The sequence below is a fragment of the Mycobacterium sp. IDUB_39 genome (assembly GCF_055419205.1).
Genome location: NZ_JBVAXF010000001.1, coordinates 48,151 through 74,334, shown reverse-complemented (window position 1 = coordinate 74,334; position 26,184 = coordinate 48,151). Strand labels below are relative to the sequence as shown.

The following is a 26,184-nucleotide window of genomic DNA, read 5'->3' as shown; positions in this document are numbered from 1 at the left end:
GCCTAGTCGCCTCAGATGGCCCCGGTGAAACCCTGCTGGCGCCAGGCCTCGTACACCACCACCGCCGCGGCATTGGACAGGTTCAACGACCGCCGACCCGCGAGCATGGGGATGCGCACCCGGGTGGTGATGTGGGGATCGGCCAGCGTGTCAGCGTCAAGGCCCGTCGGCTCGGGACCGAACATCAGCACGTCACCGGGGACGTAGTCCACGTCGGCGAACGAACTGTCGGCGTGGGCGGTGAACGCGAACACCCGTGCGGGCATGACGGCCGTCCAGGCGGCGTCCAAATCTGGATGCACGGTCACCGAGGCCAGGTCGTGGTAGTCCAGTCCGGCGCGGCGCAACTTCGGTTCGGAGAGGTCGAATCCCAGCGGTTCGACGAGATGCAATTCGCAGCCGGTCGCGGCGACCATCCGGATCGCGTTGCCCGTGTTGGGCGCGATGCGGGGCGAATAGAACATCACCTTGAACACGGCGATAATGGTCGCATGGTCGCGCAGAGTCACTGGATGCAGAAGGTCACGGCCGATCCCGGACACTCGCACTGGTATGTCGAGCGGTTCCGCGCCAAGGCGCGCGCCGGTGAGGACCTAGTGGGCGAGGCTCGCCTCGTGGACGCGATGGCTCCGCGCGGTGCCCGCATCCTCGACGCCGGCTGCGGTCCCGGCCGACTGGGTGGCTATCTGGCCGCGGCCGGTCACCACGTCGTCGGTGTCGACGTCGACCCGACACTCATCGAGGCCGCCGAGCAGGACCATCCCGGCCCGCGCTGGCTCGTCGGGGACCTCGCCGAACTCGACCTGCCCGCGCGCGGTATCACCGAGCCCTTCGACGTGATCCTGTCCGCAGGCAATGTCATGACATTCCTTGCGCCGAGCACCCGAGTTCAGGTGCTGGCGCGGTTGCGTGCCCACCTCTCCGACGATGGCCGGGCGGTGATCGGCTTCGGCGCCGGTCGCGACTACGAGTTCGTCGATTTTCTCGACGACGCCGCGACTGCCGGACTCGCGCCCGAACTGCTGCTGTCCGCCTGGGATGTGCGACCGTTCACCGAGAGCTCCGACTTCCTCGTCGCGCTCCTTCGGCCGGCGTAGTCGATATCGGCATTTGCTCGCATAGCACACGATCTGGCAACGCCGCGGTAACGACTCTGTCCGTTCAGTAAGAATTGTGGAATCGGGTGCACTTCGCTGGCATACTCGACCAATTGTCGGGCGATGACGCCTGCCCGTGTCAGGGCAATGAGCTGCAGGAAGTCTTATGAACGACGCGCGATCACCGAAATTCGGACAAGCGGCCGGTAGTGCGGCCGGGCTGTAATGACGTCCTTCGAGCAGCAACCACACGGCGCCGTCGCAGCGGAATTCGATCTCCATGCGGCGCAGGCACCGAAGCGGCCGCCTCGGTGGTCGATGAGCAATTGGCCGGTCCGCTGGAAAGTCGTCGCAATCGTCTTGGTGCCGCTGCTCCTTGCGGGCATATTCGGTGGGCTGCGCGTCTACTCGGGATGGAATGAGGCGGGCGATCTGCGACTGGCCGCAGACCGCGCCGAAATGGCGCCGGCGATCGCCAACTACATGGCCGCGCTCGAGGGCGCGCTGCTGGCCAACTCCACCGGTGGTGACTCTCAGGCGGCGCTGACCGCATTCGACTCCAACAAGCGGGATCTTGCCCGGGCACTCGAGACGACCGACGTCGTGCCCGACGTCGGCACGGGTGTCACGAACTTGCTCGACGGCGGCCAGGCGCTTCTGGACCGGGTCATCGCCAACAGCATCCCGCTGCGCGAGAAGGTCACTACCTACGCGCCGATCCTGCTCACCGCCGAGGACGCGGTCATCGGATCTGTTCGCGTCGAGGACGAGAGAATCCGCGCCGAGGGACTCGGTCTGTCCCGCGCGATGGGTGCGCGCGGACAGATGATGATGCAGCAGCTGCTGGTGAACCTCGGCGCCGAGCTGCCCGAGCCCGAGCTCCGCACGTCGATGATCACCCTGGCCGGCACCGAGCCCTCGACATTGTTCGGGATGGCCCAGGTGCTCGGCGTCGGGTCGGCCGACGCGCAGAAGCTGCAGGCCGAGATGGTCAAGCGGATGGCCATGATGTCGGATCCGGCCGTGCCCCTGGTCAACAACCCTGAGATCACCGCCTCGCTGCAGGCGACCGATGACATCGCCACGCAGGTGATCGACTCGACCACCACGGCCGTGACGACGGGCGTCGAGGATCAGGCGTCGGCCAAGCGGCAGGAGGCCATTCGGGACTCCGTGATCGTCGGCGTCGCTGTGCTCCTGGCGCTCCTGCTCGTGACGCTGGTCGCGCGGACGCTGATCCGTCCGCTGCGCACGCTGCGCGACGGCGCGCTCAAGGTGGCCCACGAAGACCTCTCCCGTGAACTTGAACGCGTCCTCGCCGGTGGTGAGCCGGGTCCGGTGAAGCCGCTGCCGGTGCACACCACCGAGGAGATCGGACAGGTCGCGCATGCCGTCGACGAACTGCACGAGCAGGCCGTGCTGCTGGCCGGTGAGCAGGCCCGGCTGCAGGTTCAGGTCGGCGACATGTTCGAGACGCTGTCCCGCCGCAATCGCTCGCTCGTCGATCAGCAACTGTCGCTGATCGACAACCTGGAACGCAACGAAGAGGACCCCGAACGACTCCAAAGTCTGTTCCACCTAGACCATCTCGCGGCTCGCATGCGCCGCAACGGCGCGAACCTCCTGGTGCTGGCCGGGTCGCGGGTGGCTCGCGAGCAGGCTGACCACGTGCCGGTCTCGGCGTTGATCAACGCCGCGGCCTCCGAGGTGGAGGACTACACCCGCGTGGTCACCGCGTCGGTCCCCGACAGCGAGGTGCTCGGCGTGGTGGCCGGTGACCTGGTGCATCTGTTGGCGGAACTTCTCGACAACGCGCTGCGGTACTCACCGCCCATCTCGCAGGTGCGGGTGTCGGCGGTGCACACCGGCAATGGCGGCCTCGTCATCGAGATCAGCGATGTCGGCCTGGGTATGACGGATTCCGATCTGCGCGTGGCGAATACGCGACTGCAGTCCGGTGGCGAGGTCAATCCGTACACCGCGCGCCACATGGGGCTCTTCGTGGTGGGCCGGCTCGCCGCTCAGCACGGGCTGGTCGTACGGCTGCGCAGCACCGTCGCGGGTGACCTGAACTCGGGCACCACCGCCGGTGTTTATGTACCGGCCGAACTGCTGCTGCGCGGTGGCACCGGGTTGACTCTCGATACGCCCGCGTTCGGTGTGCCGGCGCAACCCGAGGAGAGCTACCCGTCAGCCCAGTTCGCGCCGGACGAGCCCGAATTCGAGTCGGCGCCCGTTGCTCCCGTGGCGCAAGCCGCGCCCGAGTACCGCAACGGGCACGTCGACCCGGGCGTCTCCTTCCTGCCGCAACGCGATCCGGGCGCCAGCGGGATCGCCCACATCCCGGCCGGTCCACCGGAGTTCACCGAACTCGCACCGGAGCCGACGCCCGAGCCGGCGTCGAGCCAGTGGTCGGACGACCAGTGGCCGGAAGACTCGATGCCCGCGCAGTCGCTCCCGCAACGTCAGGTTCCGACCGACACGTCGGCGTTCTTCGCCTCGCGCGCACAGGCCGCCGAACCGCAGCCGCAAGCGCCGCAGCCGCAAGCGCCGCGGCAGGAGCCGGAGCAGCCGCAGGAGCCGGTGCGGGCCGAGCAGGCCCCGGCACCGGCGAGCGGTGACGGCAGCATCTTCGACAAGATGCTCTCGGAGTGGCTCATCGACGATCCCAACGAACTGGCCAACAGCACCGACCTCGACTGGCAGACGGTGTGGGACCGGGGCTGGTCTGCGGCGGAGGCGGCCGAGCAGGCGCCGGTGGCCGAACACACCGAGCACGGTCTGCCGATCCGCGAGCCCGGTGCTCGCCTGGTGCCCGGCGCCGCCGAGGACGATGACGGTCGCAACGGTCGACATCGCAACGGCACCAACGGCGTCCAGGACACCAGCAGCAATGACACCAGCCGCAATGACGAAGAAGGGCTTCCGGTGCGTGACCCCGAGGCGGTGCGCGCCAGCATCAGCAACCACTTCGGCGGAGTGCACGCTGGCCGGCAGGCCCGCGAGAGTAGGGAGGCAGACAGCGAATGACCCGTTCCGCCCAGCGTGAATCACTGGACTGGCTGGTCGCCAAGTTCGCCAACGAGGTCTCCGGGGTATCGCACGCGATCCTGGTGTCGGCCGACGGGCTGTTGATGGCGGCCAGTGCCCACATGCCCATCGAGCGCGCCGACCAACTCGCCGCCGTCGCCTCCGGGTTGGCCAGCCTGTCCGCCGGTGCCGCGCAACTCTTCGACGGCGGCTACGTGCTGCAGTCCGTCGTCGAGATGGAGAACGGGTATCTGCTGCTGATGCGCGTTGGTGATGGTTCGCACCTGGCCACGCTGGCCACCAGAACCTGCGATATCGGCCAGATCGGTTATGAGATGGCGATCCTGGTTGAGCGCGTCGGCACCGTCGTCCAGTCAGCCCGTCGCACTGCGCAGCGTTAGTGAGACGTCATGGACAGGTGGCGCGACGGATGGGAGTCCAGGGAACCGCTGGGTGAGCCCAGCCTGGTGCGGCCGTACACCCTGACGTCGGGCCGCACGAATTCCCGGATCGAACTGCCGCTCGAGGCACCGGTCGGGACGCTCGAGCCCGGCCCTGCTCCGCGCTGGCCGGGTAACGACATTCGGGCCCGGATTCTCCAGTTGGGTGTGAGCAGCCCGTCGGTCGCAGAGATCGCCGCGTTGTTGTCCTTGCCACTCGGCGTCGCGCGCGTGCTGATCGGCGATTTGGTGACGCAAGGGTATCTTCGGGTGCATGCCACCCTTTCGGAGTCGGCGACCACGGATGAACGACGAGAGCTGATAGGAAGGACCTTGCGTGGCCTACGGGCACTTTGATGGTCCCCGAGACACCGCAACCCAGCGGCGGCGGGAGACCGCCTCGACGAAGATCGTGATCTCCGGCGGGTTCGGTGCTGGCAAGACGACATTCGTCGGCGCGGTTTCGGAGATCATGCCGCTGCGGACCGAGGCCATCGTGACGAACGCCTCACAGGGGTTGGACGGTCTCGAGGCGACACCGGACAAGACCACCACCACCGTCGCCATGGATTTCGGGCGCATCACCCTGGCTGACGACCTGGTGCTCTACCTGTTCGGCACGCCCGGGCAGCGGCGGTTCTGGTTCATGTGGGACGACCTCATCCGCGGTGCCATCGGCGCGATCATCCTGGTCGACGTGCGACGCCTACAGGACAGTTTCGCCGCCGTCGACTTCTTCGAGGCCCGCAAGCTGCCGTTCGTCATCGGTGTCAACGAATTCGACGGTGCACCAAGGTATCCAGCGCAGGAAGTGCGCAAGGCGCTCGCGCTGCCCGACCACATCCCGGTAGTCCTCGTTGATGCGCGTGACCGCCACTCTGCGCGGGCGTCGCTCATCGCGGTCACCGAGTACGCGTTGACCAACCTCAGCAACGCGTCATAAATGGCCGATTCAGAACAGGTATGGGTGGACCAAGAGTTCACCGGCCACGACTTTCGCGATGAGGACCTCAGCCGACTGCGCACCGAGCGGGTGGTGTTCACCGACTGCAACTTCTCCGGTGTCGACCTGACCGAGTCGGAGCATTACGGCTCGGCGTTCCGCAACTGTGACTTCCGGCGGGCATCCCTGCAGCACAGCACGTTTGCGCAGTGCAGTCTGCTCGGATCGGTGTTCTCCGAGAGTCGGATGCGGCCGGCGACGTTCACCGAGGTGGATCTCACGCTGACCGTGCTCGCCGCGTGTGACCTGCAGAAGGTGGACCTGTCGGACTGTCGCCTCCGGGAGGCCAGCCTGGTCGGCGCGGACCTGCGCAAGGCGGTGCTGCGGCGCGCGGACCTGATGGGGGCCCGCACGCAGGACGCCAAGCTCGAGGGGGCCGATCTACGTGGCGCGCGTGTCGACGCCACGTTCTGGACCACCGCGAAGCTCCGCGGGGCCAAGGTCGACATCGATCAGGCGATGGCCTACGCCGTGGCGCATGGCCTGGTCCTCGGCGGCGACTGACCCTCGCGGGCAGCCGGGACGTCGGGTAGCTGGGACGTTGAGATAGCGCTCACGGTGCCAATGTTCGAGTGGGTATGGCGCTCAGTGCTATCTCAACGAAACGAATGGGCTCTAGCCTGCCTTGAGGCGGATCTTGAACCGCACGAAGCTCAGGTAGAACACCGATAGCGCGGCCAGCATGGCCATGTCGAGGAGCCACGCCCCGGAGGTGTGCTTCCAGTGCGCGTCGTCGGGCATGATCGGCGGCTTCACCATGTCTGTGACGCCCACCGTTGACGCCGTCGCGGCGAAACCCCAGCGGGCAGGGGTGACCCACGACATCTGGTCGAGCGGGGCCCGGCCCGTGACCGGGATCAGGCCGCCGGAGAACACCAGCTGGCTCATGACCGCCACGACGAGCAGCGGCATGATCTGCTCGCTGGTCTTCGCCAATGCCGACAGCGCGAGGCCGACCGTCGCCGCGCACACGGTGGTGGCGGCCATTCCCAGGAACAGCTCGATGGCGGCAGCCGTTTCGCTACTGCCCAGCATCACCGCGCCATTCTTGGGCATGCCGACGCCGATCAGCGTGATCGCCGTAACGATGCCGGACTGCACGATCGCGAACACCGAGTAGATGCAGACCTTCGCCAGCAGATAGGCGGTGGTGGACAAGCCAACCGCCTGCTCGCGCAGGAAGATCGCGCGTTCGCCGATCAGGTCACGGACCGTCAGCGCGGTGCCCATGAAGATGGCGCCGACGTTGAGCAGCACCAGCACCTGGCCCGGCTGGTTGGGTGCGTCGCCGAGCGGATCGGGTTGACCGAAGCCGGTGGAGCCGGGCACGGAGAGCGACAGCACACCCATGATGAACGGCAGGACGGCCAAGAAGATGAAGTAGCCGCGGTCGGAGACGATCAGCCGGATCTGTCGTCGCGCGATGGTCGAGAACTGCCGCATCACGCTGGTGGCGGCGGGACTGCCCAGATCCGCGGGTTCACCGGCCTGCGGCGCGGGCCCCGCCGGACCGTTGCGTTCGAGGAACTTGCGGCTGGCACCGTCGGGATCGCTCGCGACGGCGCTGAAGATGTCAGCCCAGTTGGTGGTGCCGAGCTGCGGACCGATCTGGCTGGGCGGCCCCGCGAACGCGGTCTTGCCGCCGGGCGCCAGCAGCAGCACCTGGTCGCACACGTCGAGGTAGGTCAGCGAGTGCGTGACGACCAGCACCACGCGGCCCGCGTCGGCGAGCTGGCGCAGCATCGTCATCACCTGGCGGTCCAGTGCGGGGTCCAGGCCGGAGGTGGGCTCGTCGAGGATCAGCAGCGACGGGCCGGTCAGCAGTTCGAGCGCAACCGATGCGCGCTTGCGCTGCCCGCCGGACAGCTTGTCGACGCGGGTCTCCAGATGTTTGGTCATCTCGAGTTCCTCGAGCACCTGCATGACGACCTGCTCGCGGTCGGCCGTAGTGGTGTCCGGTGGCAGCCGCAGTTCCGCGGCGTACATCAGCGCTTGCTTGACGGTCAGCTGACCGTGCACGACATCGTCCTGGGGAACCATCCCGATTCGGGAGCGCAACGAGGCGTAGTCGGCGTGGACGTCATGACCCTCGAAGGTCACCGTGCCGCTGGTCGGATGGGTGTATCCGGCGACCAGTCGGGCAAAGGTGGACTTGCCCGCGCCGGACGGTCCGATCACCGCGGTGAGGGTGCCCGGTCGCGCGGTCAGCGAGATGTTGTCGAGCAGCGTCTTATTGCCCTCGATGGTCCACGTGACGCCGTTGACGTCGAGACCGCCAGTGCGAGTGGCGGCTTCGGTCTCGGTGCGCCGGGCCAGCGTTCCGCCCGTGAACACCAGGTCGACGTTGCCGATGGTGACCACGTCGCCATCGCGCAGCAGTGCCGCGTCGACACGGGTGCCGTTGACGAATGTGCCGTTGATGCTGCGGTTGTCGCGGATCTCGGTGCCACTGGGGGTGAGCACCAGGGTGGCGTGGTGGCGCCCGGCCAGCACGTCGGGGATGACGATGTCGTTATCGGTCGCGCGACCGATCTTGACCGACCCCGCAGGAGCCTCCGGCGCCCGTCCGGGGCGCAGGATCTTCATCATGCTGGTGGCGAGGTTGCCCTCACTCTGGCGCGGTGCGGCCGTCGGGCCCAGCTGGGTGACGGGTTCGGCCGACGGCGCCGAGATCGGCTGCGACATGTGCGGCGGCGGGTACGCCTGGTGCGGCGCACTCGGGTAGGCATGGGGCGCACTGGGGTACGACGACTGCGGACCGCTCGGATAGGCGGGCTGTCCGCCGCTGGGCGGCATCGGCGTGGGGCCCGACTGGTAACGCGGCTGCTGACCCGACGGGTACATCGGCTGTGCGCGGGGTCCCGGGGGTGGCGGCATCGGGGGACGGTTGGCCAGCGGCGCGTGGGGCGGCTGGGTGGGCCATGCCGCGCTGGGCCGGCCGGCGACCGGCACCGCCTCGGTCGGCGGTGGCGACCCGGCGGCGCCCTGGTGATGTCCGACCTCGAAGGTCAGTCGGGGCCCGTCGGGGTTGCCGATGTTGACGCCGAGCCCGTCGGCGATGTCGACGACGGGAGCGCGCTGGCCGTTGACGTACATCCCGTTGAGGGAGCCGTTGTCGATGGCCAGCCATCGGCCCTGGTCGAATCTCAGGATCAAGTGGGCACGCGAGGTCAGCGGGTGGGCAATCCGGACGTCGGCGCGGAGATCGCGGCCAACGACAACGTCGTTTCCTGGCGCGAAGGTGCGGGACGAACCGTCATACCGAACGGTCAGCGCGGGCGGTGAGGGTCGCGTCATCGAAGGCAACTCTATCGGTACCGCGCACGGGCGTTGATTTCAGCGGGTTAACGATTTGGTATTCGCGCCCGTGATTGACGCCCTTGGCGAGGCCGCGCCGGTGCCCAAGACCGCGGGCGCTAGCCGGGGGACCCGGTCAACACGCAGTGGGTGTGGCTGTAGATGGTGACCACGCAGTCATTGGTGTGCGTGCAGACCGATGTCACGGTGTGCGCGTCGCCGTCGGCCTTGATGCGGTTCACCAGATCGGGTTCAGCCAGTAGTGCTCGTCCCATCGCGACGAACTCGAATCCCTCGGCCATCGCCAGATCCATCGTCTCCCGGTTGGTGATGCCGCCGAGAAGGATCAGCGGCATCGTCAGCTCGGCCCGGAACAGGCGGGCATCGTCGAGCAGATACGCGTCGTGGTACGGATACTCGCGGACGACCTTGGCGAGTGCGGGGACGTCCTTGCCGGGCGCGCCGCCCCGGAACGTGTACATCGGGTTCACCAACGAGCTGCCCGCCGTGAGTTCGATCGCGTCCAGACAGCCGTCGTCCTGCAGCCACTTCGCCGTCTGCAGTGACTCCTCGACGGTGATCCCACCGTCCACCCCGTCAGCCATGTTGAGCTTGGCGGTCACGGCGATCTTGCCCGCTCCGGCGTCGTCGACGGCGCGGCGCACCGCCTCGACCACGCTGCGTGCCACCTTCGCGCGGTTCTGCAGCGAGCCACCGAACTCGTCGTCGCGCTTGTTGATCAGCGGGCTCAGGAAGGAGCTGACGAAGTAGCCGTGCCCGAGGTGGATCTCGACGGCGTCGAACCCCGCATCGATCGCGAAGCGAGCAGCATTGGCATGCGCTGCGACGACGTCTGCGATGTCGTCGCGGGTGGCACCCCTGGCGCGCCTGCTCGTCATCGGGGCAAGAGCCTCGGTCTGGTTGGAGTGAGCATCGGCGACGGGGCCGGCGTGCGCGATCTGCGCGCTGACGGCTGCGCCCTCCGCATGGATGGCGTCGGTCAGGGTGCGGAGTCCGGGGATGGCCTCCGGGCGCCACCAGATCACCGGGCCCTGCGTGCGACCGCCGGGGGTCACCGCAAGGTAGGCGACCGTGGTCATGCCAACCCCGCCCGCCGCGGGCAGGCGGTGGAACTTGATCAGATCGTCGGTGACCAGCGAGTTCGGGCTGGCCGCCTCGAAGGTGGCCGACTTGATGACGCGATTGCGCAGCTTCACCGGCCCCAGCTGAGCAGGGCTGAAGATATCGGTGAACACATTGGGCTGGGTGTTCATCATCGCAGCCTGCCACAATGGCTGGCGTGGGAGCGATCACTCTGGACGGCAAGGCCACACGCGACGAGATCTTCGAGGATCTGAAGAAGAGAGTGGCGGGTCTGACCGCCGCGGGCCGAACGCCCGGACTCGGCACGGTCCTCGTCGGCGACGATCCGGGGTCGCAGGCTTACGTGCGGGGCAAGCACGCGGACTGCGCGAAGGTCGGCATCACCTCGATCCGGCGCGACCTGCCCGCCGACATCAGCCAGGCGGCGCTCAACGAGACCATCGACGAACTCAACGCCAACCCGGACTGCACCGGCTACATCGTGCAGCTCCCGCTGCCCAAGCACCTCGATGAGAACGCGGCGCTCGAGCGCATCGACCCGGGCAAGGACGCCGACGGTCTGCACCCCACCAACCTCGGCCGCCTGGTCCTCAACGAGCCCGCTCCGCTGCCGTGCACGCCGCGCGGCATCGTGCACCTGCTGCGACGGTTCGACGTGGAGATCGCCGGAGCGCACGTCGTGGTGATCGGTCGTGGTGTCACGGTGGGCCGGCCGATGGGCCTGCTGCTGACCCGCCGGTCGGAGAACGCCACGGTCACGTTGTGTCACACCGGGACCCGTCATCTGCCGGACCTCACACGCCAGGCCGACATCATCATCGCCGCGGTCGGAGTGGGGCACATGCTCACCGCCGACATGGTGAAGCCGGGTGCGGCGATCGTGGACGTGGGCGTGAGCCGCGACGAGGCTGGCAAGCTCGTCGGCGACGTTCATCCCGACGTCTGGAGCGTCGCCGGGCACGTCTCGCCGAACCCGGGCGGCGTCGGACCATTGACGCGGGCTTTCCTGCTGACCAACGTCGTCGAGCTGGACGAAGCCAAAAGTAAGTGACACCAAGGGAGTTCGCCCGCAAGGTGTTCGCCGGTCAGTGGCCGATCCTGACCGTCGGGCTGTTCTTCCTTGCGGCGTTCGGGCTGGTTGCCGCGGGCTACTGGCGACGCGGCGCGCTGGTGTTGGCGATCGGGGTGGGTGTCGCGGCCGCGATGCGCCTGACCATGACCGATAGCCGCGCCGGTCTGCTCGTGGTGCGATCGCGGACCATCGACGTCGCCACCACCGCCACAGTGAGCGCGGCAATGTTCTTCATCGCGTGGACCATTGACCCGCTCGGCACCAGCTAGTCCCTCGTCACGATCCGATACAACTCCGCCCACTGCTCGGCGGTCACATCCCGCGGCAGCGTCGATGGCCCTATCCGATTGTGTCGCAACCAGCCTCGCACGGTGGCCCCGCGGTAGTGGCGTCCCAGGATGTCGGGCAGGCCGCGGCCACGGCCGGTGAACACCGCGTGCACCATCGCCTGATAGGCCCGTCGGTCGGGGTGCGGGACCAGCGGATCGGATCTCCGGGTGATCGTCATGAGACCGCCGTCCACATTGGGCTGTGGCCGGAAGGCTGATGCCGAAACCCTTCGGATCAAGGCGAATTCGAACCATGGCCACCACTGTGCGGTCATCATGGTCGCTCCGCCCACCGCGGCGCGACGCCGGGCCACCTCCCACTGCACCAACAGGACGGCGTCGGTCCAGCCCGGTCCGTGCAGGATCCGCCGCAACATCGCCGTGGTCAGATGGAACGGCAGGTTGCCGACCAGGACGTGGGGCGTCCTGGGTAACCGGTAGCGCAGGAAGTCGGAGTCGACGACGCGAGTAGACGCCGTGGTGCGGTCGGCGAGGCGCGCGGCCCGGCGGCCGTCGACCTCGATAGCGGTCAGCGGCCGGCCGAGTCTCTCCAGTGGCAGGGTGAGGGCGCCGCTTCCAGCGCCGACTTCGATGATCGGCCCGTCGGTGGATGCAACGAGGTCGACCATGGCGCTGATGACGGCACGGTCATGAATGAAGTTCTGGCCGAGTTCATGTCGGCCGTGATTTGAGCAGGACAAAGTGACTCCGCGATCGCAGGGATGAAGCCGCTGCGGCGGACGTGCTTTGAGTTGGAGCCGATCCGCCGCTAGTTGGTGCGCAAGCGGATGTAGGTCACAGACATGGCGGCGACGGTACCGGGGTGTGCATCGCGGGTGCAAAGGAATTTCACAGGAAATTGCCCGGAAGGCAATATTGCACAGTGGGCAATATTGTGTCTACTGTGGTGGGCATGACTGGATTGCGAGAGCGCAAGAAGGCGGACACCCGTCGGGCGCTGAGCGACGCCGCCTTGGAGCTGGTCTTCGAGCGCGGCCTGGACGCCGTCACGCGGGAGGACATCGCCACCCTGGCAGGTGTCTCGCTGCGCACGTTCAACAACTACTTCACCGGGAAGTACGAGGCGCTGGCCTACCGCCAGGTCGAGCGAATGCGGCGCAGCATTGACCTCCTGAGTGCCCGACCCGCCGGCGAGCCGTTGTGGACCTCGATCGTAGAATCCGTGGTCGAACCGTTGGAGGACGACTTCGCGGACGTGTACGGCGCGGAGATGGCGCTGCCGACGCGGCAGCAGCTCGCCGAGGTCCGAAAACTCCTCATGGTTCCGGAGATTCGCAACGCGACGTTCCGCGGACTGTTCGACGAGTGGGTCACAGTGCTCGCCGAGCGGACCGGCACTGATCCCGAGCGCGATATGTACCCGCGGCTCGTGGCCGCCGTGGTGCGGGCGGTCGGTGATGCCGCGATGGACCAGTACGTGACGGCCGATCCGCCGGTGGCATTCACGTCGTTGCTGCGAAGCGGTTTCGCGGCCGTCGCCGCGGGACTGCCCGAACCGGAGAGGAACCGATGAACGAGAGCAGCGCAGACGTCGTCATCTCCGGCGCCGGACCCAACGGCCTGCTGCTGGCCGGCGAGCTGGCACTGGCCGGTATTCGTCCAGTCGTGCTGGAGCGCCTGCTTGGTCCCGATGACGAACTGAAGGCCAACGGGATTATCGGGCAGGCGAATCGGGTGCTCGACCTGCGTGATCTCTACCGAACGCTCAGTGGATCGGACCAGCCACCGCAACCGATGAACGGCTTCCTCTTCGCCGGCATGCAGGTGCCGTTCGTCGATGTGGCCGACAACCCGATGTACGGCATGCTGATACAGCAGCCACGCGTGGTGCGCCACCTGGTCGACTGGGTGTTGGGTTTGGGTGCTGAGATCCGTTGGGGGCATGAGCTGGAAGGTGTCGTTCCCGGACGCGACGGCGTCGCTCTGACCGTGGCGTCACCCGATGGCGGCTATGGTCTTGACACCACCTATCTCGTCGGCGCTGACGGTGGTCGAAGCCAGGTCAGAAAGAGCGTCGGCATCGAATTTCCGGGCCTGACGACGGATATGGTCGCGCGTCTGGCTCACGTCAGCATTCCCGACGAGCTACGCACCGGAGACGGTGGTATCGACATTCCCGGTGTCGGACGTCTCCCGTTTGGACACAACAGATTCGATAGCGGCGTACTCATCTATGCCGAGTTTGAGCCAGGTCGTCCCATGTTCGGGACAATCGAGTACGGCACCTTGCTGCCCGACGACGCACCGCCGTTGACCATCGCCGAACTACGCGAGAGTGCCGGGCGGGTGCTCGGTGTCGATGTGCCGATTGAGCCGCCGACCGGCCCCGGGCCGCACGCATTACGGCGTATCAACGGACAGAACACCCGGCAGGCCGACCGGTACCGGGCCGGGAATGTGTTTCTGGTGGGGGATGCCGCCCATGTGCACTCCGCGATGGGCGGTCCCGGCCTGAACCTGGGGATGCAGGACGCAATGAATCTGGGCTGGAAGCTGGCTGCGGTGATCCATGGGTGGGCCCCGCCCGGACTGCTGGACAGCTATCACGCCGAGCGGTACCCGGCCGGTCAGCGCGTGATGATGCATTCGATGGCTCAGGCCGCCCTTATGGCAGCAGGCCCCGAAGTCGCGGCTCTGCGAACGCTTTTCGGCGAGCTGCTGTCCACGCCGGACGGGTCGACACACATCGCAAACCTGCTGGCCGGATCGGATGTCCGCTACGACGTCGGAGACCATCACCCGCTGTCGGGCTACTTGGTGCCCGACCTCGTGCTCGACGACGGCCGCCGCGTCGCCGACATGCTGCACTCAGCCCGACCGATTCTGCTGGACCTGTCCGGTGGCATCACGCTGTCGCACGACCGGATCGAGGTGGTGAGCGGCACGATGGCGTCGCCCCCCGCGGCCGCGCTGCTGATCCGGCCAGACGGCTATGTCGCCTGGGCGGCAGACGACTTCGGACCCGAGGACGCGCAGCGACTGACGGCCGCGACGACCCGCTGGTTCGGCGCGACGTCTCAGGTCAGCGTGGCGCGGATGCAGACCGTGACGTAGGGCAGTGCCAGGCCCGAGGTGTTCGCCAGTGCCGGGTGGGTGGCCAGCAGTTCGCGAACCTGGTCCAGCGTGCGGGTGCGCACGTCGGCCGGTGAGGTGATGCAGTAGCTACGCGACGCCACCAGGTCGATGAGCGCCTGCGGCGTCAGGTAACTGGTCCACTCGACATGGTGGCGCTCCACATCGGAGAACGCGTCGGGCAGCGATACGTTGTGGTGGGAGGCCTCGTCGTGGCCGATGATGTGGCCCAGATCCTTGACCCAGCCCAGTCTCTCGTCGCGGGTGTTCCACACCAGCCCGAGTCGTCCACCGGGACGCAGCACACGGGCGACCTCCTTGACGGCGCGCTCGGGATCGAACCAGTGCCAGGCCTGCGCCACCAGAACGGAGTCGACGCTGTCGTCAGGCAGCGGGATCTCCTCGGCCGTGCCCAGGAGCGCCGGCGTTTCGGGCAGCGATCCGCTGAGCACCTCGAGCATCTCGGGGATCGGATCAACCGCGAAAACGTTCAGGCCGCGTTCGACGAGCCGCACGGTCAGCTTTCCGGTACCCGCTCCGAGGTCGAGCACATCGCGTGCCCCCGAGGGCAGCAGCCAGTCGATCGCCTCGGGAGGATATGAGGGTCGACCGCGCTCGTAGGCCGCCGCCTGCGCACCGAATGACAGTGAACGGGTGGGGGTGGCGTCGGTCACTTCGACGCCAAATCCAGTGTCTGCCGGATGAGTTCGCCCACAGCATCGGTCTCGACCAGGAAGCCGTCATGGCCGTAGGCCGAGTCGATGACGTTGAGGCCCGTACAGCCGGGCAGCAGCTCGGCCAACTCCTCCTGCAGACGCAGCGGGTAGAGCCGATCGGAGGTGATGCCGCCGACGATCACCGGACGCGGGCAGCCAACCAGCGCGGCGCGCACGCCGCCCCGACCGCGGCCGACGTCGTGGCTGCTGAGCGCGTCGGTCAGCGCCACGTAGGTGCCTGCGTCGAACCGGCGGGCGAGCTTGCCGCCCTGGTACTGCAGATAGCTCTGCACCGCGTACCGGCCGCCCTCGGACGGCCGCTCGTCGTCCTGTCCGTCGTTGCCGAAGCGCTCGTCGAGTTCTTCCTCACCGCGATAGGTCAGGTGGGCGAATTGGCGCGCGATCTCCATGCCGAGGTGTGGTGTCCGCCCGGTGCCGTGGTAGTCGCCGCCCTGCCACTCGGGGTCGGCCTTGATGGCCGCCACCTGGGTGCACTGCGTGCCGATCTGGTCGGCGGTGGCGCGTGCCCCGACGGCCAGGACCAGCGCGGCCCGAACGGTGTCGGGATGGCCGACGACCCACTCCAGCGCCCGCGCGCCACCCATGGACCCACCGACAACGGCGGCCACCTGGGTGATGCCGAGCGCGGCGAGTGCGGCGAGATCGGCGTTGACCTGATCGCGCACCGTGATGGCAGGGAACCGTGAGCCCCACGGTTTGCCGTCCGGGGCAATCGAACTCGGGCCAGTCGAGCCGCGGCAGCCGCCCAGGACGTTGGTGCCGATCGCGCACCAGCGGTCGGTGTCGATCGGGGCTCCCGGTCCGGCGATACCGTCCCACCAGCCCGGCGTGGGATGGCCCGGTCCGGCCGGCCCGGTGATGTGCGAGTCGCCGGTGAGGGCGTGCAGCACCATCACCACGTTGTCGCGTTCGGGGGAGAGCTCGCCCCAGCGCTGCACGGCGATCGAGACGTCGGGCAGGACTATGCCGCTCTCCAGCGTCAGCGAACCGATGTGGACGACGCCGGTGTCTCCGTCAGAGGGCAGGGCTGTCGGCACGTCGCTCAGTATGTCGAAGGTGGTCATGTCGTCTCCGCACTCACACCGACGGCACGGTGTGGCCCGCACCGGAGAATGCCTTGGCGGCGACGAAGCCCTGCTCGAGGTCGGCGAGGATGTCGTCGATGCCCTCGATGCCGACCGCCAGGCGTACCAGGCCGGGGGTCACGCCGGTCGCCAACTGCTCCTCGGGTGAGAGCTGGGCGTGTGTCGTCGAGGCCGGATGGATGACCAGTGAGCGGACGTCACCGATGTTGGCCACGTGGCTGTGCAGCGTCAGGGCGTTGACGAACGCCTTGCCTGCCTCGATGCCGCCGGCCAGCTCGAAGGCCAGCACCGCGCCGGTCCCCTTGGGCGCCAGTTTCTTACCCAGCTCGTACCAGGGCGACGTCGGCAGGCCGGCGTAGTTCACCGACACCACGTCGTCGCGGCCGACCAGGAACTCGGCCACCTTCTGCGCGTTGGACACGTGGCGTTCAACGCGCAGGCTGAGCGTTTCTATGCCCTGGGCGACGAGGAACGCGTTGAACGGCGATGCCGCCGAGCCGAGGTCGCGCAGCAGTTGCACGCGGGCCTTGAGCGCGTAGGCGGGCGCGCCGAGTTCGGCGAACACCACGCCGTGGTAGCTCGGGTCGGGGGTGGTGAAACCGGGGAAGCGTCCGCTGGCCGTCCAGTCGAACGTGCCGCCGTCCACGATCACGCCTGCGATCGCCGAGCCGTGGCCACCGAGGTACTTGGTGGCCGAGTGGACCACGATGTCGGCGCCGTGGCTGATCGGCTGGATCAGGTAGGGCGTCGCGATGGTGTTGTCGACGATCAGTGGCACGCCGTTGTCGTGGGCCACCGAGGCGACGCCGGGGATGTCGAGGATGTCGATCTGCGGGTTGGAGATCGTCTCGGCGAAGAACGCCTTGGTGTTGGGCCGCACGGCGGCGCGCCAGGAGTCCAGGTCGTCGGGGTTCTCGACGAAGGTGGTCTCGATGCCGAGCTTGGGCAGCGTGTAGTGCAGCAGGTTGTACGTGCCGCCGTACAGCCGGGGGCTGGACACGATGTGGTCACCCGCGCTGGCGAGGTTGAGGATTGCGAAGGTCTCCGCGGCCTGGCCGGACGACAGGAACAGCGCCGCGACGCCGCCCTCGAGTGCGGCGATGCGCTGCTCGACGACGTCGGTGGTCGGGTTCATGATGCGGGTGTAGATGTTGCCGGGCTCGGCCAGCCCGAACAGCGCCGCGGCGTGTTCAGTGCTGTTGAACGTGTACGACGTCGTCTGGTAGATCGGCAGTGCGCGCGCGTTGGTGGCGATGTCGGGGGTTTGGCCGGCATGCACCTGCTTGGTCTCGAAAGACCAGTTGGCGCTCGGATCCGCTTCGGGGTTGGCCGCTCTTTCCGGGTCGGTCATGGGGTAGATCTCCTAGCGAGGTGTGCGGCGCGTCGCGATGGCGAGCGCACGCAAGTGATCTGGGGTTTTAGGCGAGATCAACGACACGCACACATGACGGGCCTCCACATCAGGTTTCCCTGTTCTCTCGGGGGGTCCGTTGACTGCGGACCCGCGCTTGCCGTGTGGCCGACTGTGGTTTCACAACCAGTCAGCTACCCAACCTGGTCAATCACCCGGGGCACCCCACCGCGGTTGGAGGGTTGCCGGCCAGCGAGCCGGGGCTTGACGCTGGCACTCATGACCGATACGAAGCCTAACTCACGACCGCGATCCCGTGCCAGTAGGTTGCTGGTGAGGACGGTCGGTGACCCGGCTCCGCGGACCGCGGGGGAGCCTCCTGCCGACCCGCCGCCTACGCGTAGGTTCGGAACCGACGCGATACTTGTGTTCTGAATACTTACGTCCGTGATGCCAGGAGAGTGACCCTTGACTGCCAAGCAGCCCACCATCATCTACACGCTGACCGACGAGGCTCCGCTGCTCGCGACGTACGCCTTTCTGCCGATCGTGCAGACCTTCGCCGACGCGGCCGGCATCGATGTCACGACGAGTGACATCTCGGTGGCGGCGCGCATCCTGGCCGAGTTCTCCGACTACCTGACCGAAGAGCAGCGCGTGCCGGACAACTTGGCCGAACTGGGCGAGCTGACGCAGCTGCCGGACACCAACATCATCAAGCTGCCGAACATCAGCGCCTCGGTGCCTCAGCTGCTGGCCGCCATCAAGGAGCTGAAGAGCAAGGGCTATGACCTGCCGGACTTCCCCGGTGAGCCGAAGACCGACGAGGAGCGGGAGATCAAGGCGCGCTACGGCAAGTGCCTCGGCAGTGCGGTGAACCCTGTGCTGCGCGAAGGAAACTCGGATCGCCGCGCCCCCAAGGCCGTCAAGGAGTACGCGCGCAAGCACCCGCACAGCATGAGTCCTTGGTCACAGGCCTCGCGCACCCACGTGGCGACCATGAAGCACGGCGACTTCTATCACAGCGAGAAGTCGATGACGCTGGACAGCGCTCGCAAGGTGCGGATGGAACTGCTGACCACCGGCGGCGAGACCATCGTGCTCAAGCCCGAGGTGTCGTTGGACAAGGGCGATGTCATCGACAGCATGTTCATGAGCAAGAAGGCCCTCTGCGACTTCTACGAGGAGCAGATGGAGGACGCCTACAAGACCGGCGTGATGTTCTCCCTGCACGTCAAGGCGACGATGATGAAGGTCAGCCACCCCATCGTCTTCGGCCATGCGGTGAAGATCTTCTACAAGGACGCCTTCGCCAAGCACCAGAAGCTGTTCGACGAACTGGGCGTCGACGTCGACAACGGGCTGTCCGATCTGTACGACAAGATCGAGTCGTTGCCCGCCTCGCTCCACGAGGAGATCATCCGAGATCTGCACGCGTGCCACGAGCACCGTCCCGAGCTGGCCATGGTGGACTCGGCCAAGGGCATCTCGAACTTCCACTCACCCAGCGACGTCATCGTCGATGCCTCGATGCCCGCGATGATTCGCCTCGGCGGCAAGATGTACGGCGCCGACGGACGGACCAAGGACACCAAGGCCGTCAACCCGGAGTCGACGTTCTCGCGGATCTACCAGGAGATCATCAACTTCTGTAAGACGCACGGCCAGTTCGACCCGACGACCATGGGCACCGTCCCCAACGTCGGTCTGATGGCACAGAAGGCCGAGGAGTACGGCTCCCACGACAAGACGTTCGAGATCCCTGAAGACGGCGTCGCCAACATCGTCGACAACGACACCGGCGAGGTGCTGCTGACGCAGAACGTCGAAGAGGGCGACATCTGGCGCATGCCGATCGTCAAGGACGCACCGATCAGGGACTGGGTGAAGCTGGCCGTAACCCGGGCTCGCGACTCCGACATGCCGGTGGTGTTCTGGCTGGACACCGAGCGTCCGCACGAGAACGAACTGCGCACGTTGGTGAAGAAGTACCTGAAGGATCACGACACCGAGGGTCTGACCATCCAGATCATGCCGCAGGTGTGGGCCATGCGGTACACCATCGAGCGAGTAAGCCGCGGGCAGGACACCATCGCCGCGACCGGCAACATCCTGCGCGATTACCTCACCGACCTGTTCCCGATCCTGGAACTCGGCACCAGCGCCAAGATGCTGTCGATCGTTCCGCTGATGGCCGGCGGTGGTCTGTACGAGACCGGGGCAGGCGGTTCGGCACCCAAGCACGTCAGCCAGCTGATCGAGGAGAATCACCTGCGCTGGGATTCGCTCGGCGAGTTCCTCGCGCTGGCGGTCAGCCTGGAGGACCTCGGCAAGAAGACCGACAACCCGCGAGCGAAGATCCTCGCCAAGACGCTCGATGCCGCGACCGGCAAGCTGTTGGACAACGACAAGAACCCGTCGCGCAAGACCGGTGAGCTCGACAACCGTGGCAGCCAGTTCTACCTCGCCATGTACTGGGCGGCCGAACTCGCCGCGCAGAGCGAGGACAAGGAACTCGCCGAGCACTTCGCACCGCTTGCCAAGGCGTTGGCGGAGAACGAGGACGCCATCGTTGCCGAACTCAACGAGGTCCAGGGCGAGTCCGTCGACATCGGTGGGTACTACTACCCCGACCGCGAGAAGACCACTTCGGTGATGCGGCCGAGCAAGACGTTCAACTCGGTGCTGGAGGCATCTCACAGCTGAGGCTGGTGCTGGCGGCGCCGCGTAACTAACGTTCTGAGAAGGTCACAAATTTCGATCCAATGCCCACGCGATGTGTGGGTACACAGGAATCGTGGCGATGGACAATCTCGCGAACGACCCGGCGCCGGATCAGTTCGCCCCTGACGAAGTGGCGTTGCGGCCCCGCGACGTCCACTTCGACTGGCGCACGCCGCCGCTGCACTGGATTCCCGGTGACCCGTATGCATCGCACGCGGTGACGGCGTTGAACCTCTTCCTGCCGGTCGCGGAGCGATGGTTTGCCCGGCTGCTCGGTGACGCGCTGCATTACGTGCGTGACGAGCACCTGCGCGAGGAGATCATCGGCTTCATCGGTCAGGAGGCGGTGCACGCCAAGACCCATGACGACGTCCTGGTCGAGTATCTGCTCCGACACGGCATCGACCCCGTGCCGTTCACGCGTCAGCTGGAGTGGGTGGTCGGCAAGTACGACCAGCGAGTCTCGGATGTCACTGAGCGCAAGCGGCGCAAGGCGCTCGCGTCGGGCACGCATGCGCTGAATGCCGCCGAGCACTTCACCGGGGTGCTCGGCGACTGGGCACTCAACAACTCCTGGGATGACATGGGTGTTGACCCGACGCTGTCTGACCTCTACCGCTGGCACGGCGCCGAGGAGGTGGAGCACCGCCACGTCTCCTACAACGTCGCCAAGTACTTCGGCATGGATCACCTGGCGCAGGCGCTGGCGGGTGTGATGGTCAGCGTCGTGTTCTTCGCGATGGTGCTGCGCGGCACGAAGTTTCTGGTCCACGAGGATCCGTCGCTGCCGACGCTCGGCTATGTGCGGCTGGCCTGGAAGTTGCGTGCGTCAGGCAAGAGCGGTGCCCTGCCCGCCGCGGGATTCGTCGCCCGATCGGGGCTGCACCTGCTGCGGCGTGACTACAACCCGGCCAATGAGGCGAGCACAGCGCAGGCCGTCGCGTATCTGGCCAGCTCGCCGGCGGCACGCGCCCACCATGGGTGAGGCCGGCGCACCGCCGCCGGGGTTGTATCGGCGTGGCTCCTCAGACCTGCTTATCCGTGCCGTTGGGGCGGCGGTGCCGCGCCTGCTGTCGGTGATCATGCGGCTCGGTGGCGATCAGGAACCGCCCGAACTCCCGCGGCGCGTCAATCGGACGAGGATGCTGATCGCGGACCGACGACTCATCGCGCGGGACGAGGACGTCGTCGAACTCACCCTCGCGGCCCCGGACGGGGCGAAGCTGCAGCGCTGGCACGCGGGCGCCCACATTGACCTCCACCTTCCGTCGGGGCGCACCCGGCAGTACTCGTTGTGTGGGGATCCGCACCGCGAGCGCGAGTATCGAATCGCGGTGCGGCGCATACCCAATGGCGGAGGTGGCTCCATCGAGGTGCATGGGTTGACCTCGGGAGAGCACGTCGAGATCAGCGATCCGCGCAATGCCTTCATGATGCCGATACCCGGTTCCGGGTCGCGCACGGAGAAGATCCGTTTCATCGCCGGCGGTATCGGTATCACCCCGATTCTGCCGATGGTCCGCCTCGCCGCACGGCTCGGCGTGCCGTGGTCGCTGTGCTACGCCGGACGTCATGTGGGCAGCCTGCCGTTTGTGGACGAGCTGCTCGCGTTCGGTGACCGGGTGCAGGTCCGCACCGACGACGTGCACGGGCTGCCGTCCTCGACTGACCTCCTGGCCGGCGTCGACGGCAGGACCGCGGTGTTCGCGTGCGGCCCGCCGCCGCTGCTCGACGCGGTCCGTCGGGGGATACCAGTCGGCACGGGCACGGAACTGCATGTCGAGCGGTTCTCCCCGTTGCCCGTCATCGACGGGGTGCCCTTCGAGGTGGAACTGGCGCGCACCTCTGAGGTCGTGCAGGTCGCCGCCGATCAGAGCGCCTTGGCTGCGCTGCGCGCGGTGCGGCCCAATGTCGGCTACTCCTGCCAGCAGGGTTTCTGTGGTACGTGCGTCCAGCGGGTGCTCGCCGGTGAGGTGGAGCATCGCGACCACAGCCTCACCCAACGGCAGCGGGACCTCGGTCAGGTGCAGGTCTGTGTGTCCCGCGCGAAGTCCGCAGGCGGACGGTTGGTGCTGGACCTCTAACCGGTCGGCGGCACCTCGGCGCGCTCGGGCGCGGTGTGGGCGTCGACGAAGTCGGCGATGAGTTCGGTGACGCGGCCGGGTGCCTCCAGCATCGGAATGTGGCCAAGCCCCTCGAGCCGAGTCAGCTTGGCCTCCTGCGGCAGGTTGTCGACGAAGTAGCGGGTGCCGCGGGGGCTGGGGAACACCCGATCCTTCTCGCACAGCACCAGGTGCGTCGGCGCCGCGACGTTGGCCAGCTCCAGCAGGCCCGGTAGCCGCAGTGTCTTGACCATCAGCTGGACGTAGGCGGTGCAGTGCGTCGCGTCCTCGACCAGGGCAAGAAGGTCGGGTTGGCTGGGTCCGTCAGCGGGACCGCTGACGGGCAGCGTCGCCAGGCGGCGGGCGAAGGGCAGATCGAGGATCCGGGGGCCCATGAGCCGCGCCGCGATGAGCGCCGGCCCGCCGAGCAGGAACTTCAGCACCGTCTCGTACTTCGTGAGTGCGTGCTTGCCCCAGCCGCCGGCGGGGGCGATCGCGGTCAGGGTCCTGGCCCGGCCGCGGCGCTCCAGCTCGAAGGCGACCCAGCCGCCCAGCGAGTTGCCCACGATGTGAGCGGTGTCCCAGCCCAGCCGGTCCATCCGGCGTTCGATGTCGTCGACCAGGGTGGCGGTGTCGAGGAACAAGCTGCTGGCCCTGGTGCCGCCGTTGTGGCCAACCATCGTCGGTGCGAACACCTCGAAGCGCCCGGTGTCGGCGAGCTGCTCGGCCACGGTCCGCCACACGTTCTGCGAGCACAGGAACGGGTGCAGATGCAGGATCGGTTCGCCGGACCCGAGGTGGATGGGATCACGTTCTGGCATGCGGCCGACACTAAGGTGATACCGCCGGTACCGCAAGGTGCGTCGTCGCGGTGTCGATGTCGGTGGGGCGGGACATGCTTTTGCGAGGCGTCATCAAATGTTGACGTCATCAAATGTTGACGGCCCGCAAAAGGTGGTGCACTCCATGGCGGTGAACGAGGCGGCCGACCCGGCGAGTGAGGAACCACAACCGTGGTGGGCCACCGATCCGGACATCGCGGCCATCAACCAGGCTGTCATGGACGAGTTCGTGCATGTGCCGCCGCAGCCGCGGCCACCGGCGCCCACTGAGCCCGATCCGGTGCTCGTTGACGTCCTCAGCGGTGCGATCACGCGGAAACTCGCTGAGGCTCGCGACGACCTCCACCGCGCCAAACAGCGGTACGCCGACGCCATTGGCGCCGCTCGCGCCGCGGGGTTGTCCTGGGGCGAGATCGGTCAGTTGCTCGGGGTGTCCCGGCAGTCGCTGCACCGCCGCTTCGGCGACGTCGGTCTCCTCGATTAGGGTCTCTCGCTGATGACATCGACGATCGTGAGCACTATCAACGTCAACGGGATCCGCGCTGCCGTGAAGGAGCGATCGCCGGAGAACCTCGGACTGCTGCCGTGGCTGAAGACCACGCTCGCCGACGTGGTGTGCCTGCAGGAGACCCGCGCCGACGACGAGCAACTGGCCGAGGCGTTGGCGCCCGCGTTGGCCGACGGGTGGCACCTCGCGTCGGCCGATCCGCACATCAAAGGCCGCAACGGTGTTGCCGTGCTCAGCCGTCAGGCCATCACCCGGGTGAAGATCGGGCCTGGTGTGGAGAACGGGGTCGACGAGTTCGAGGCGCACGGGCGTTATCTGGAGGTCGACACCGGCGACCTGACCGTCGCGAGCGTCTACGTCCCCACCGGGGAGGCAGAGACTGACCGGCAGCTGGAGAAGGAGCGGTTCATGGCCGCCGTCGCCGCCCGGATGGCCGACCTGCGGGGCGAGGACCGCGACGCCGTGCTGTGCGGCGACTGGAACATCGGCCACACCGAACTCGACATCAAGGCCTGGAAGGCCAACCAGAAGAAGGCCGGCTTCCTGCCGAGCGAACGGCAGTGGCTTACCGATCTGCTGGCCACCGGCTGGGTGGACGTGGTGCGGGTGCTGCACGCCGACGTCGCGGGTCCGTACAGCTGGTGGTCGTGGCGCGGTAAGGCATTCGACAACGACGCGGGCTGGCGCATCGACTATCAGTTGGCGAACGAGCGGCTGGCCAAACGCGTCGTGTCCGCCCGGGTGGAGCGGGCCGAGGCGTACGCGCTGCGCTGGTCGGACCACGCACCCGTCACCGTCGAGTACGGGTCCGAGTAGCGCAAACTCAGCCCGGGGGCGCGAAGAACTCCAGGGCGATGCCGTCGGGGTCGCGGAAGCTCAGGCCTGACCCGTAGCCGGCGTCGACGATGCCGCTGTGCTTGATGCCGAGTGCGTCCAGCTTCGTCGCCCACTTCTCGAGCGCTGCCCTGTTGGGACAGCCGAATCCGACGTGGTCCAGGCCGACCCGGTACTCGCTGAAGTCGCCGTCCGGTGCGGGTGTCTCGTGTTGATGCAGCCCGAACAGCATGCCGTCGCCGATCAGGAACACGACGTGGCGAAACCCGCCGTCGGTGTTCTCGTCGAGCACCGGGTCGGAGCCGATCAGCGCCCGATACCAGGGCACGCTCACCGCGAGGTCGCGGACCGTGACTGCCACGTGGGCCAGGGGCGCAAACGTTGTGTCGGACATGATTCCTGCTTAGCCCCCTGAGCGGACCGACGGTGGGGTTTCGCAATTCAGGTGCCAATCCGCTCGGCGTCCGAGGTGGCGCAGGATCCGATCGAAATCGTCTGTGCTGGCGGGCTCGACGGCCCGCGCGAACGGTGAACCGGCCTGGTCGCGGAAATCGCCGTCGGGCACCGCCATCACGAGGGGGAGGACCGCCTCGATGACGTCGGCGGGCAGTGTGAACGGCACGCCGAGCGAGGCCGCGACGTCCCAGCCGTGCACCACGTAGTCGACGAAGTGAAAGCCCTTCGCCGTCGCACCCGGGACGACCGCGTCGGGGCCGAACTCGGGCAGGGCGAACGGCGCCTCGTCCGTGCCGTCGGCAGCGAACGCCTCCAGTACGTCGTGCGCTGCGGCGGCGTAGGCGCCGGCCGGGTCGGCCGTCACCGCCTCGGCGACGTTCTCGACGCGCCACACGTTCGGATCGGCGCCCACACCGCGGGCCGCCGCGGCGAACCCGTGGTGCTGCACGGTCATGTGGGCGAGCAGGTCGGCCAGCGTCCAGCCCGCGCACGGGGTGGTCAGGTGCAGGTCGGTGGGGCGGACGGTGTTGACGACGTCGACGGAGGCGAGGACGGCAGTGCGGTGCTGCGAATTGAAAGTAGGCATGCGCTTACGGTAAGCGCAGCACATGATTGTGCAACGCCTACGATGACGCGGTGTCCACCAGCGGCTCTCGACGCCCCGACCTGGCAGCGATGCTTGCCCCACTCATGCGCGATCTCATCGCGGCCGAGCACCCCGTGCTGGCGTCCCACGGGCTGACGATGTGGGGGTACGTGGTGCTGTTGGCGCTGGATCGGGGAGCGATGCGCTCTCAGTCCGCGCTGGCGGAGGCAATCGGCGCCGACAAGACCCGCATCATCCGCACCCTCGATGAACTGCAGGCCGACGGCCACATCGAGCGCCACCCCGATCCCGACGACCGCCGGGTGCGGCTGCTGGCGATCACGGAGTCCGGCCGGTCGGTCAAGGACGCGGCACAGGCCGAGATTCAACGTGGCGAGGAGCGGTGGCTGGGGGAGTTGGACGCCGACGAGCGCCGGGTGTTCCTACGCGTGCTGCGACGACTGGCCCGTGACGAAATCGAATGACCCGGATGA

General features: G+C 67.4%; 26 protein-coding genes and 1 riboswitch. Of the genes, 16 read left to right on the top strand and 10 right to left on the bottom strand.

All coding sequences use genetic code 11. The features are described 5' to 3' along the window. Positions 1-11: 11 nt before the first annotated feature. Entirely contained in the window at positions 12-464 is a 453-nt protein-coding gene (locus ACZY0X_RS00360) for a tRNA (cytidine(34)-2'-O)-methyltransferase (protein WP_463768713.1), read from the bottom strand. A gap of 27 nt (positions 465-491) precedes the next feature. On the opposite strand from ACZY0X_RS00360, the gene ACZY0X_RS00355 reads away from it, so the two are divergent. From ACZY0X_RS00355 to ACZY0X_RS00330, 6 genes are all read left to right on the top strand, one after another. Continuing rightward, positions 492-1,097, top strand: a complete 606-nt coding sequence (locus ACZY0X_RS00355; protein ID WP_463767640.1) for a class I SAM-dependent methyltransferase — start codon at positions 492-494, stop codon at positions 1,095-1,097. 225 nt (positions 1,098-1,322) lie between these two features. Beyond that, positions 1,323-4,127 carry a HAMP domain-containing sensor histidine kinase gene (locus ACZY0X_RS00350; RefSeq protein WP_463767639.1) on the top strand — a complete coding sequence of 935 codons (2,805 nt, stop codon included), beginning with the start codon at positions 1,323-1,325 and terminating at the stop codon, positions 4,125-4,127. Then, the gene (locus ACZY0X_RS00345; RefSeq protein ID WP_241400603.1) at positions 4,124-4,528 is read left to right on the top strand and encodes a serine protease inhibitor; all 405 of its coding nucleotides are present in this window, start codon (positions 4,124-4,126) and stop codon (positions 4,526-4,528) included. Before ACZY0X_RS00350 ends, ACZY0X_RS00345 begins: the two co-directional genes overlap by 4 nt. Before the next feature lie 9 nt (positions 4,529-4,537). Beyond that, entirely contained in the window at positions 4,538-4,924 is a 387-nt protein-coding gene (locus ACZY0X_RS00340; RefSeq protein ID WP_463767638.1) for a DUF742 domain-containing protein, read from the top strand. Then, positions 4,905-5,510 carry a GTP-binding protein gene (locus ACZY0X_RS00335; protein ID WP_241400601.1) on the top strand — a complete coding sequence of 202 codons (606 nt, stop codon included), beginning with the start codon at positions 4,905-4,907 and terminating at the stop codon, positions 5,508-5,510. The genes ACZY0X_RS00340 and ACZY0X_RS00335 overlap by 20 nt, the downstream gene beginning before the upstream one ends. Next, positions 5,511-6,074 carry a pentapeptide repeat-containing protein gene (locus tag ACZY0X_RS00330; RefSeq protein ID WP_463767637.1) on the top strand — a complete coding sequence of 188 codons (564 nt, stop codon included), beginning with the start codon at positions 5,511-5,513 and terminating at the stop codon, positions 6,072-6,074. It abuts the gene before it with no gap. Between the two features lie 111 nt (positions 6,075-6,185). Here the strand turns inward: ACZY0X_RS00330 and ACZY0X_RS00325 are convergent, their stop codons facing one another. Together ACZY0X_RS00325 and ACZY0X_RS00320 are read right to left on the bottom strand one after the other, a co-directional pair. Further along, positions 6,186-8,867, bottom strand: coding sequence for an ATP-binding cassette domain-containing protein (locus tag ACZY0X_RS00325; RefSeq protein ID WP_463767636.1), 2,682 nt, complete (start codon positions 8,865-8,867; stop codon positions 6,186-6,188). A 119-nt stretch (positions 8,868-8,986) separates the two neighbouring features. Further along, positions 8,987-10,141: an NADH:flavin oxidoreductase gene (locus ACZY0X_RS00320; protein ID WP_463767635.1), complete on the bottom strand. Its 1,155-nt coding sequence runs from the start codon at positions 10,139-10,141 to the stop codon at positions 8,987-8,989. A 26-nt stretch (positions 10,142-10,167) separates the two neighbouring features. Between ACZY0X_RS00320 and ACZY0X_RS00315 the strand changes: the two genes are divergently transcribed. Then, positions 10,168-11,022, top strand: a complete 855-nt coding sequence (locus tag ACZY0X_RS00315) for a bifunctional methylenetetrahydrofolate dehydrogenase/methenyltetrahydrofolate cyclohydrolase (protein ID WP_463768712.1) — start codon at positions 10,168-10,170, stop codon at positions 11,020-11,022. Continuing rightward, the gene (locus tag ACZY0X_RS00310; RefSeq protein WP_241400595.1) at positions 11,019-11,312 is read left to right on the top strand and encodes a DUF3017 domain-containing protein; all 294 of its coding nucleotides are present in this window, start codon (positions 11,019-11,021) and stop codon (positions 11,310-11,312) included. Before ACZY0X_RS00315 ends, ACZY0X_RS00310 begins: the two co-directional genes overlap by 4 nt. On the opposite strand, the gene erm is transcribed toward ACZY0X_RS00310, so the two are convergent. Next, positions 11,309-12,073: a 23S ribosomal RNA methyltransferase Erm gene (gene erm / locus ACZY0X_RS00305; protein WP_463767633.1), complete on the bottom strand. Its 765-nt coding sequence runs from the start codon at positions 12,071-12,073 to the stop codon at positions 11,309-11,311. The genes ACZY0X_RS00310 and erm overlap by 4 nt on opposite strands. A 212-nt stretch (positions 12,074-12,285) precedes the next feature. Between erm and ACZY0X_RS00300 the strand changes: the two genes are divergently transcribed. Together ACZY0X_RS00300 and ACZY0X_RS00295 are read left to right on the top strand one after the other, a co-directional pair. Further along, positions 12,286-12,906, top strand: a complete 621-nt coding sequence (locus ACZY0X_RS00300; RefSeq protein ID WP_463767632.1) for a TetR/AcrR family transcriptional regulator — start codon at positions 12,286-12,288, stop codon at positions 12,904-12,906. After that, a complete protein-coding gene (locus ACZY0X_RS00295) occupies positions 12,903-14,447 on the top strand; it encodes an FAD-dependent monooxygenase (RefSeq protein ID WP_463767631.1) in 1,545 nt (514 codons plus the stop codon). The genes ACZY0X_RS00300 and ACZY0X_RS00295 overlap by 4 nt, the downstream gene beginning before the upstream one ends. Here the strand turns inward: ACZY0X_RS00295 and ACZY0X_RS00290 are convergent. From ACZY0X_RS00290 to ACZY0X_RS00280, 3 genes are read right to left on the bottom strand one after another with little or no spacing between them, the layout of a single operon-like run. Then, positions 14,411-15,139 carry a class I SAM-dependent methyltransferase gene (locus ACZY0X_RS00290; RefSeq protein ID WP_463767630.1) on the bottom strand — a complete coding sequence of 243 codons (729 nt, stop codon included), beginning with the start codon at positions 15,137-15,139 and terminating at the stop codon, positions 14,411-14,413. The genes ACZY0X_RS00295 and ACZY0X_RS00290 overlap by 37 nt on opposite strands. Then, positions 15,136-16,266 (bottom strand): homoserine O-acetyltransferase MetX, encoded by a 1,131-nt coding sequence (gene metX / locus ACZY0X_RS00285; protein WP_463767628.1) that lies wholly within the window; start codon positions 16,264-16,266, stop codon positions 15,136-15,138. The genes ACZY0X_RS00290 and metX overlap by 4 nt, the downstream gene beginning before the upstream one ends. Before the next feature lie 13 nt (positions 16,267-16,279). Continuing rightward, complete coding sequence (locus tag ACZY0X_RS00280; protein WP_463767627.1) at positions 16,280-17,638, bottom strand: bifunctional o-acetylhomoserine/o-acetylserine sulfhydrylase; 1,359 nt, start codon at positions 17,636-17,638, stop codon at positions 16,280-16,282. A 148-nt stretch (positions 17,639-17,786) separates the two neighbouring features. Continuing rightward, a riboswitch (SAM riboswitch) is annotated at positions 17,787-17,923 on the bottom strand. Positions 17,924-18,106: 183 nt separating this feature from the next. On the opposite strand from ACZY0X_RS00280, the gene ACZY0X_RS00275 reads away from it, so the two are divergent. The 3 genes from ACZY0X_RS00275 to ACZY0X_RS00265 all read left to right on the top strand — a co-directional run bounded on the left by ACZY0X_RS00275 (position 18,107) and on the right by ACZY0X_RS00265 (position 22,446). Next, complete coding sequence (locus ACZY0X_RS00275; protein ID WP_463767626.1) at positions 18,107-20,344, top strand: NADP-dependent isocitrate dehydrogenase; 2,238 nt, start codon at positions 18,107-18,109, stop codon at positions 20,342-20,344. Positions 20,345-20,441: 97 nt separating this feature from the next. After that, positions 20,442-21,347 carry a metal-dependent hydrolase gene (locus ACZY0X_RS00270; RefSeq protein ID WP_463768711.1) on the top strand — a complete coding sequence of 302 codons (906 nt, stop codon included), beginning with the start codon at positions 20,442-20,444 and terminating at the stop codon, positions 21,345-21,347. Next, on the top strand, positions 21,340-22,446 hold the full coding sequence (locus ACZY0X_RS00265; RefSeq protein WP_463767625.1) for a PDR/VanB family oxidoreductase: 1,107 nt from the start codon (positions 21,340-21,342) through the stop codon (positions 22,444-22,446). The genes ACZY0X_RS00270 and ACZY0X_RS00265 overlap by 8 nt, the downstream gene beginning before the upstream one ends. Here ACZY0X_RS00265 and ACZY0X_RS00260 read toward each other — a convergent pair. Next, on the bottom strand, positions 22,443-23,285 hold the full coding sequence (locus ACZY0X_RS00260) for an alpha/beta fold hydrolase (RefSeq protein ID WP_463767624.1): 843 nt from the start codon (positions 23,283-23,285) through the stop codon (positions 22,443-22,445). The two genes, ACZY0X_RS00265 and ACZY0X_RS00260, sit on opposite strands and share 4 nt — an antisense overlap. A 145-nt stretch (positions 23,286-23,430) precedes the next feature. Between ACZY0X_RS00260 and ACZY0X_RS00255 the strand changes: the two genes are divergently transcribed. After that, positions 23,431-23,790 carry a hypothetical protein gene (locus tag ACZY0X_RS00255; RefSeq protein WP_463767623.1) on the top strand — a complete coding sequence of 120 codons (360 nt, stop codon included), beginning with the start codon at positions 23,431-23,433 and terminating at the stop codon, positions 23,788-23,790. A gap of 12 nt (positions 23,791-23,802) precedes the next feature. Continuing rightward, on the top strand, positions 23,803-24,630 hold the full coding sequence (locus tag ACZY0X_RS00250) for an exodeoxyribonuclease III (protein WP_463767622.1): 828 nt from the start codon (positions 23,803-23,805) through the stop codon (positions 24,628-24,630). A 7-nt stretch (positions 24,631-24,637) separates the two neighbouring features. Here ACZY0X_RS00250 and ACZY0X_RS00245 read toward each other — a convergent pair whose 3' ends face one another. Both ACZY0X_RS00245 and ACZY0X_RS00240 read right to left on the bottom strand, forming a co-directional pair. Continuing rightward, on the bottom strand, positions 24,638-25,042 hold the full coding sequence (locus ACZY0X_RS00245; protein WP_463767621.1) for a VOC family protein: 405 nt from the start codon (positions 25,040-25,042) through the stop codon (positions 24,638-24,640). A 9-nt stretch (positions 25,043-25,051) separates the two neighbouring features. Further along, positions 25,052-25,690 carry a TIGR03086 family metal-binding protein gene (locus tag ACZY0X_RS00240; protein ID WP_463767620.1) on the bottom strand — a complete coding sequence of 213 codons (639 nt, stop codon included), beginning with the start codon at positions 25,688-25,690 and terminating at the stop codon, positions 25,052-25,054. A gap of 89 nt (positions 25,691-25,779) precedes the next feature. Here ACZY0X_RS00240 and ACZY0X_RS00235 point away from each other — a divergent pair, with 89 nt between their 5' ends. Continuing rightward, positions 25,780-26,175, top strand: coding sequence for a MarR family winged helix-turn-helix transcriptional regulator (locus tag ACZY0X_RS00235; protein WP_463768710.1), 396 nt, complete (start codon positions 25,780-25,782; stop codon positions 26,173-26,175). Positions 26,176-26,184 lie beyond the last annotated feature (9 nt).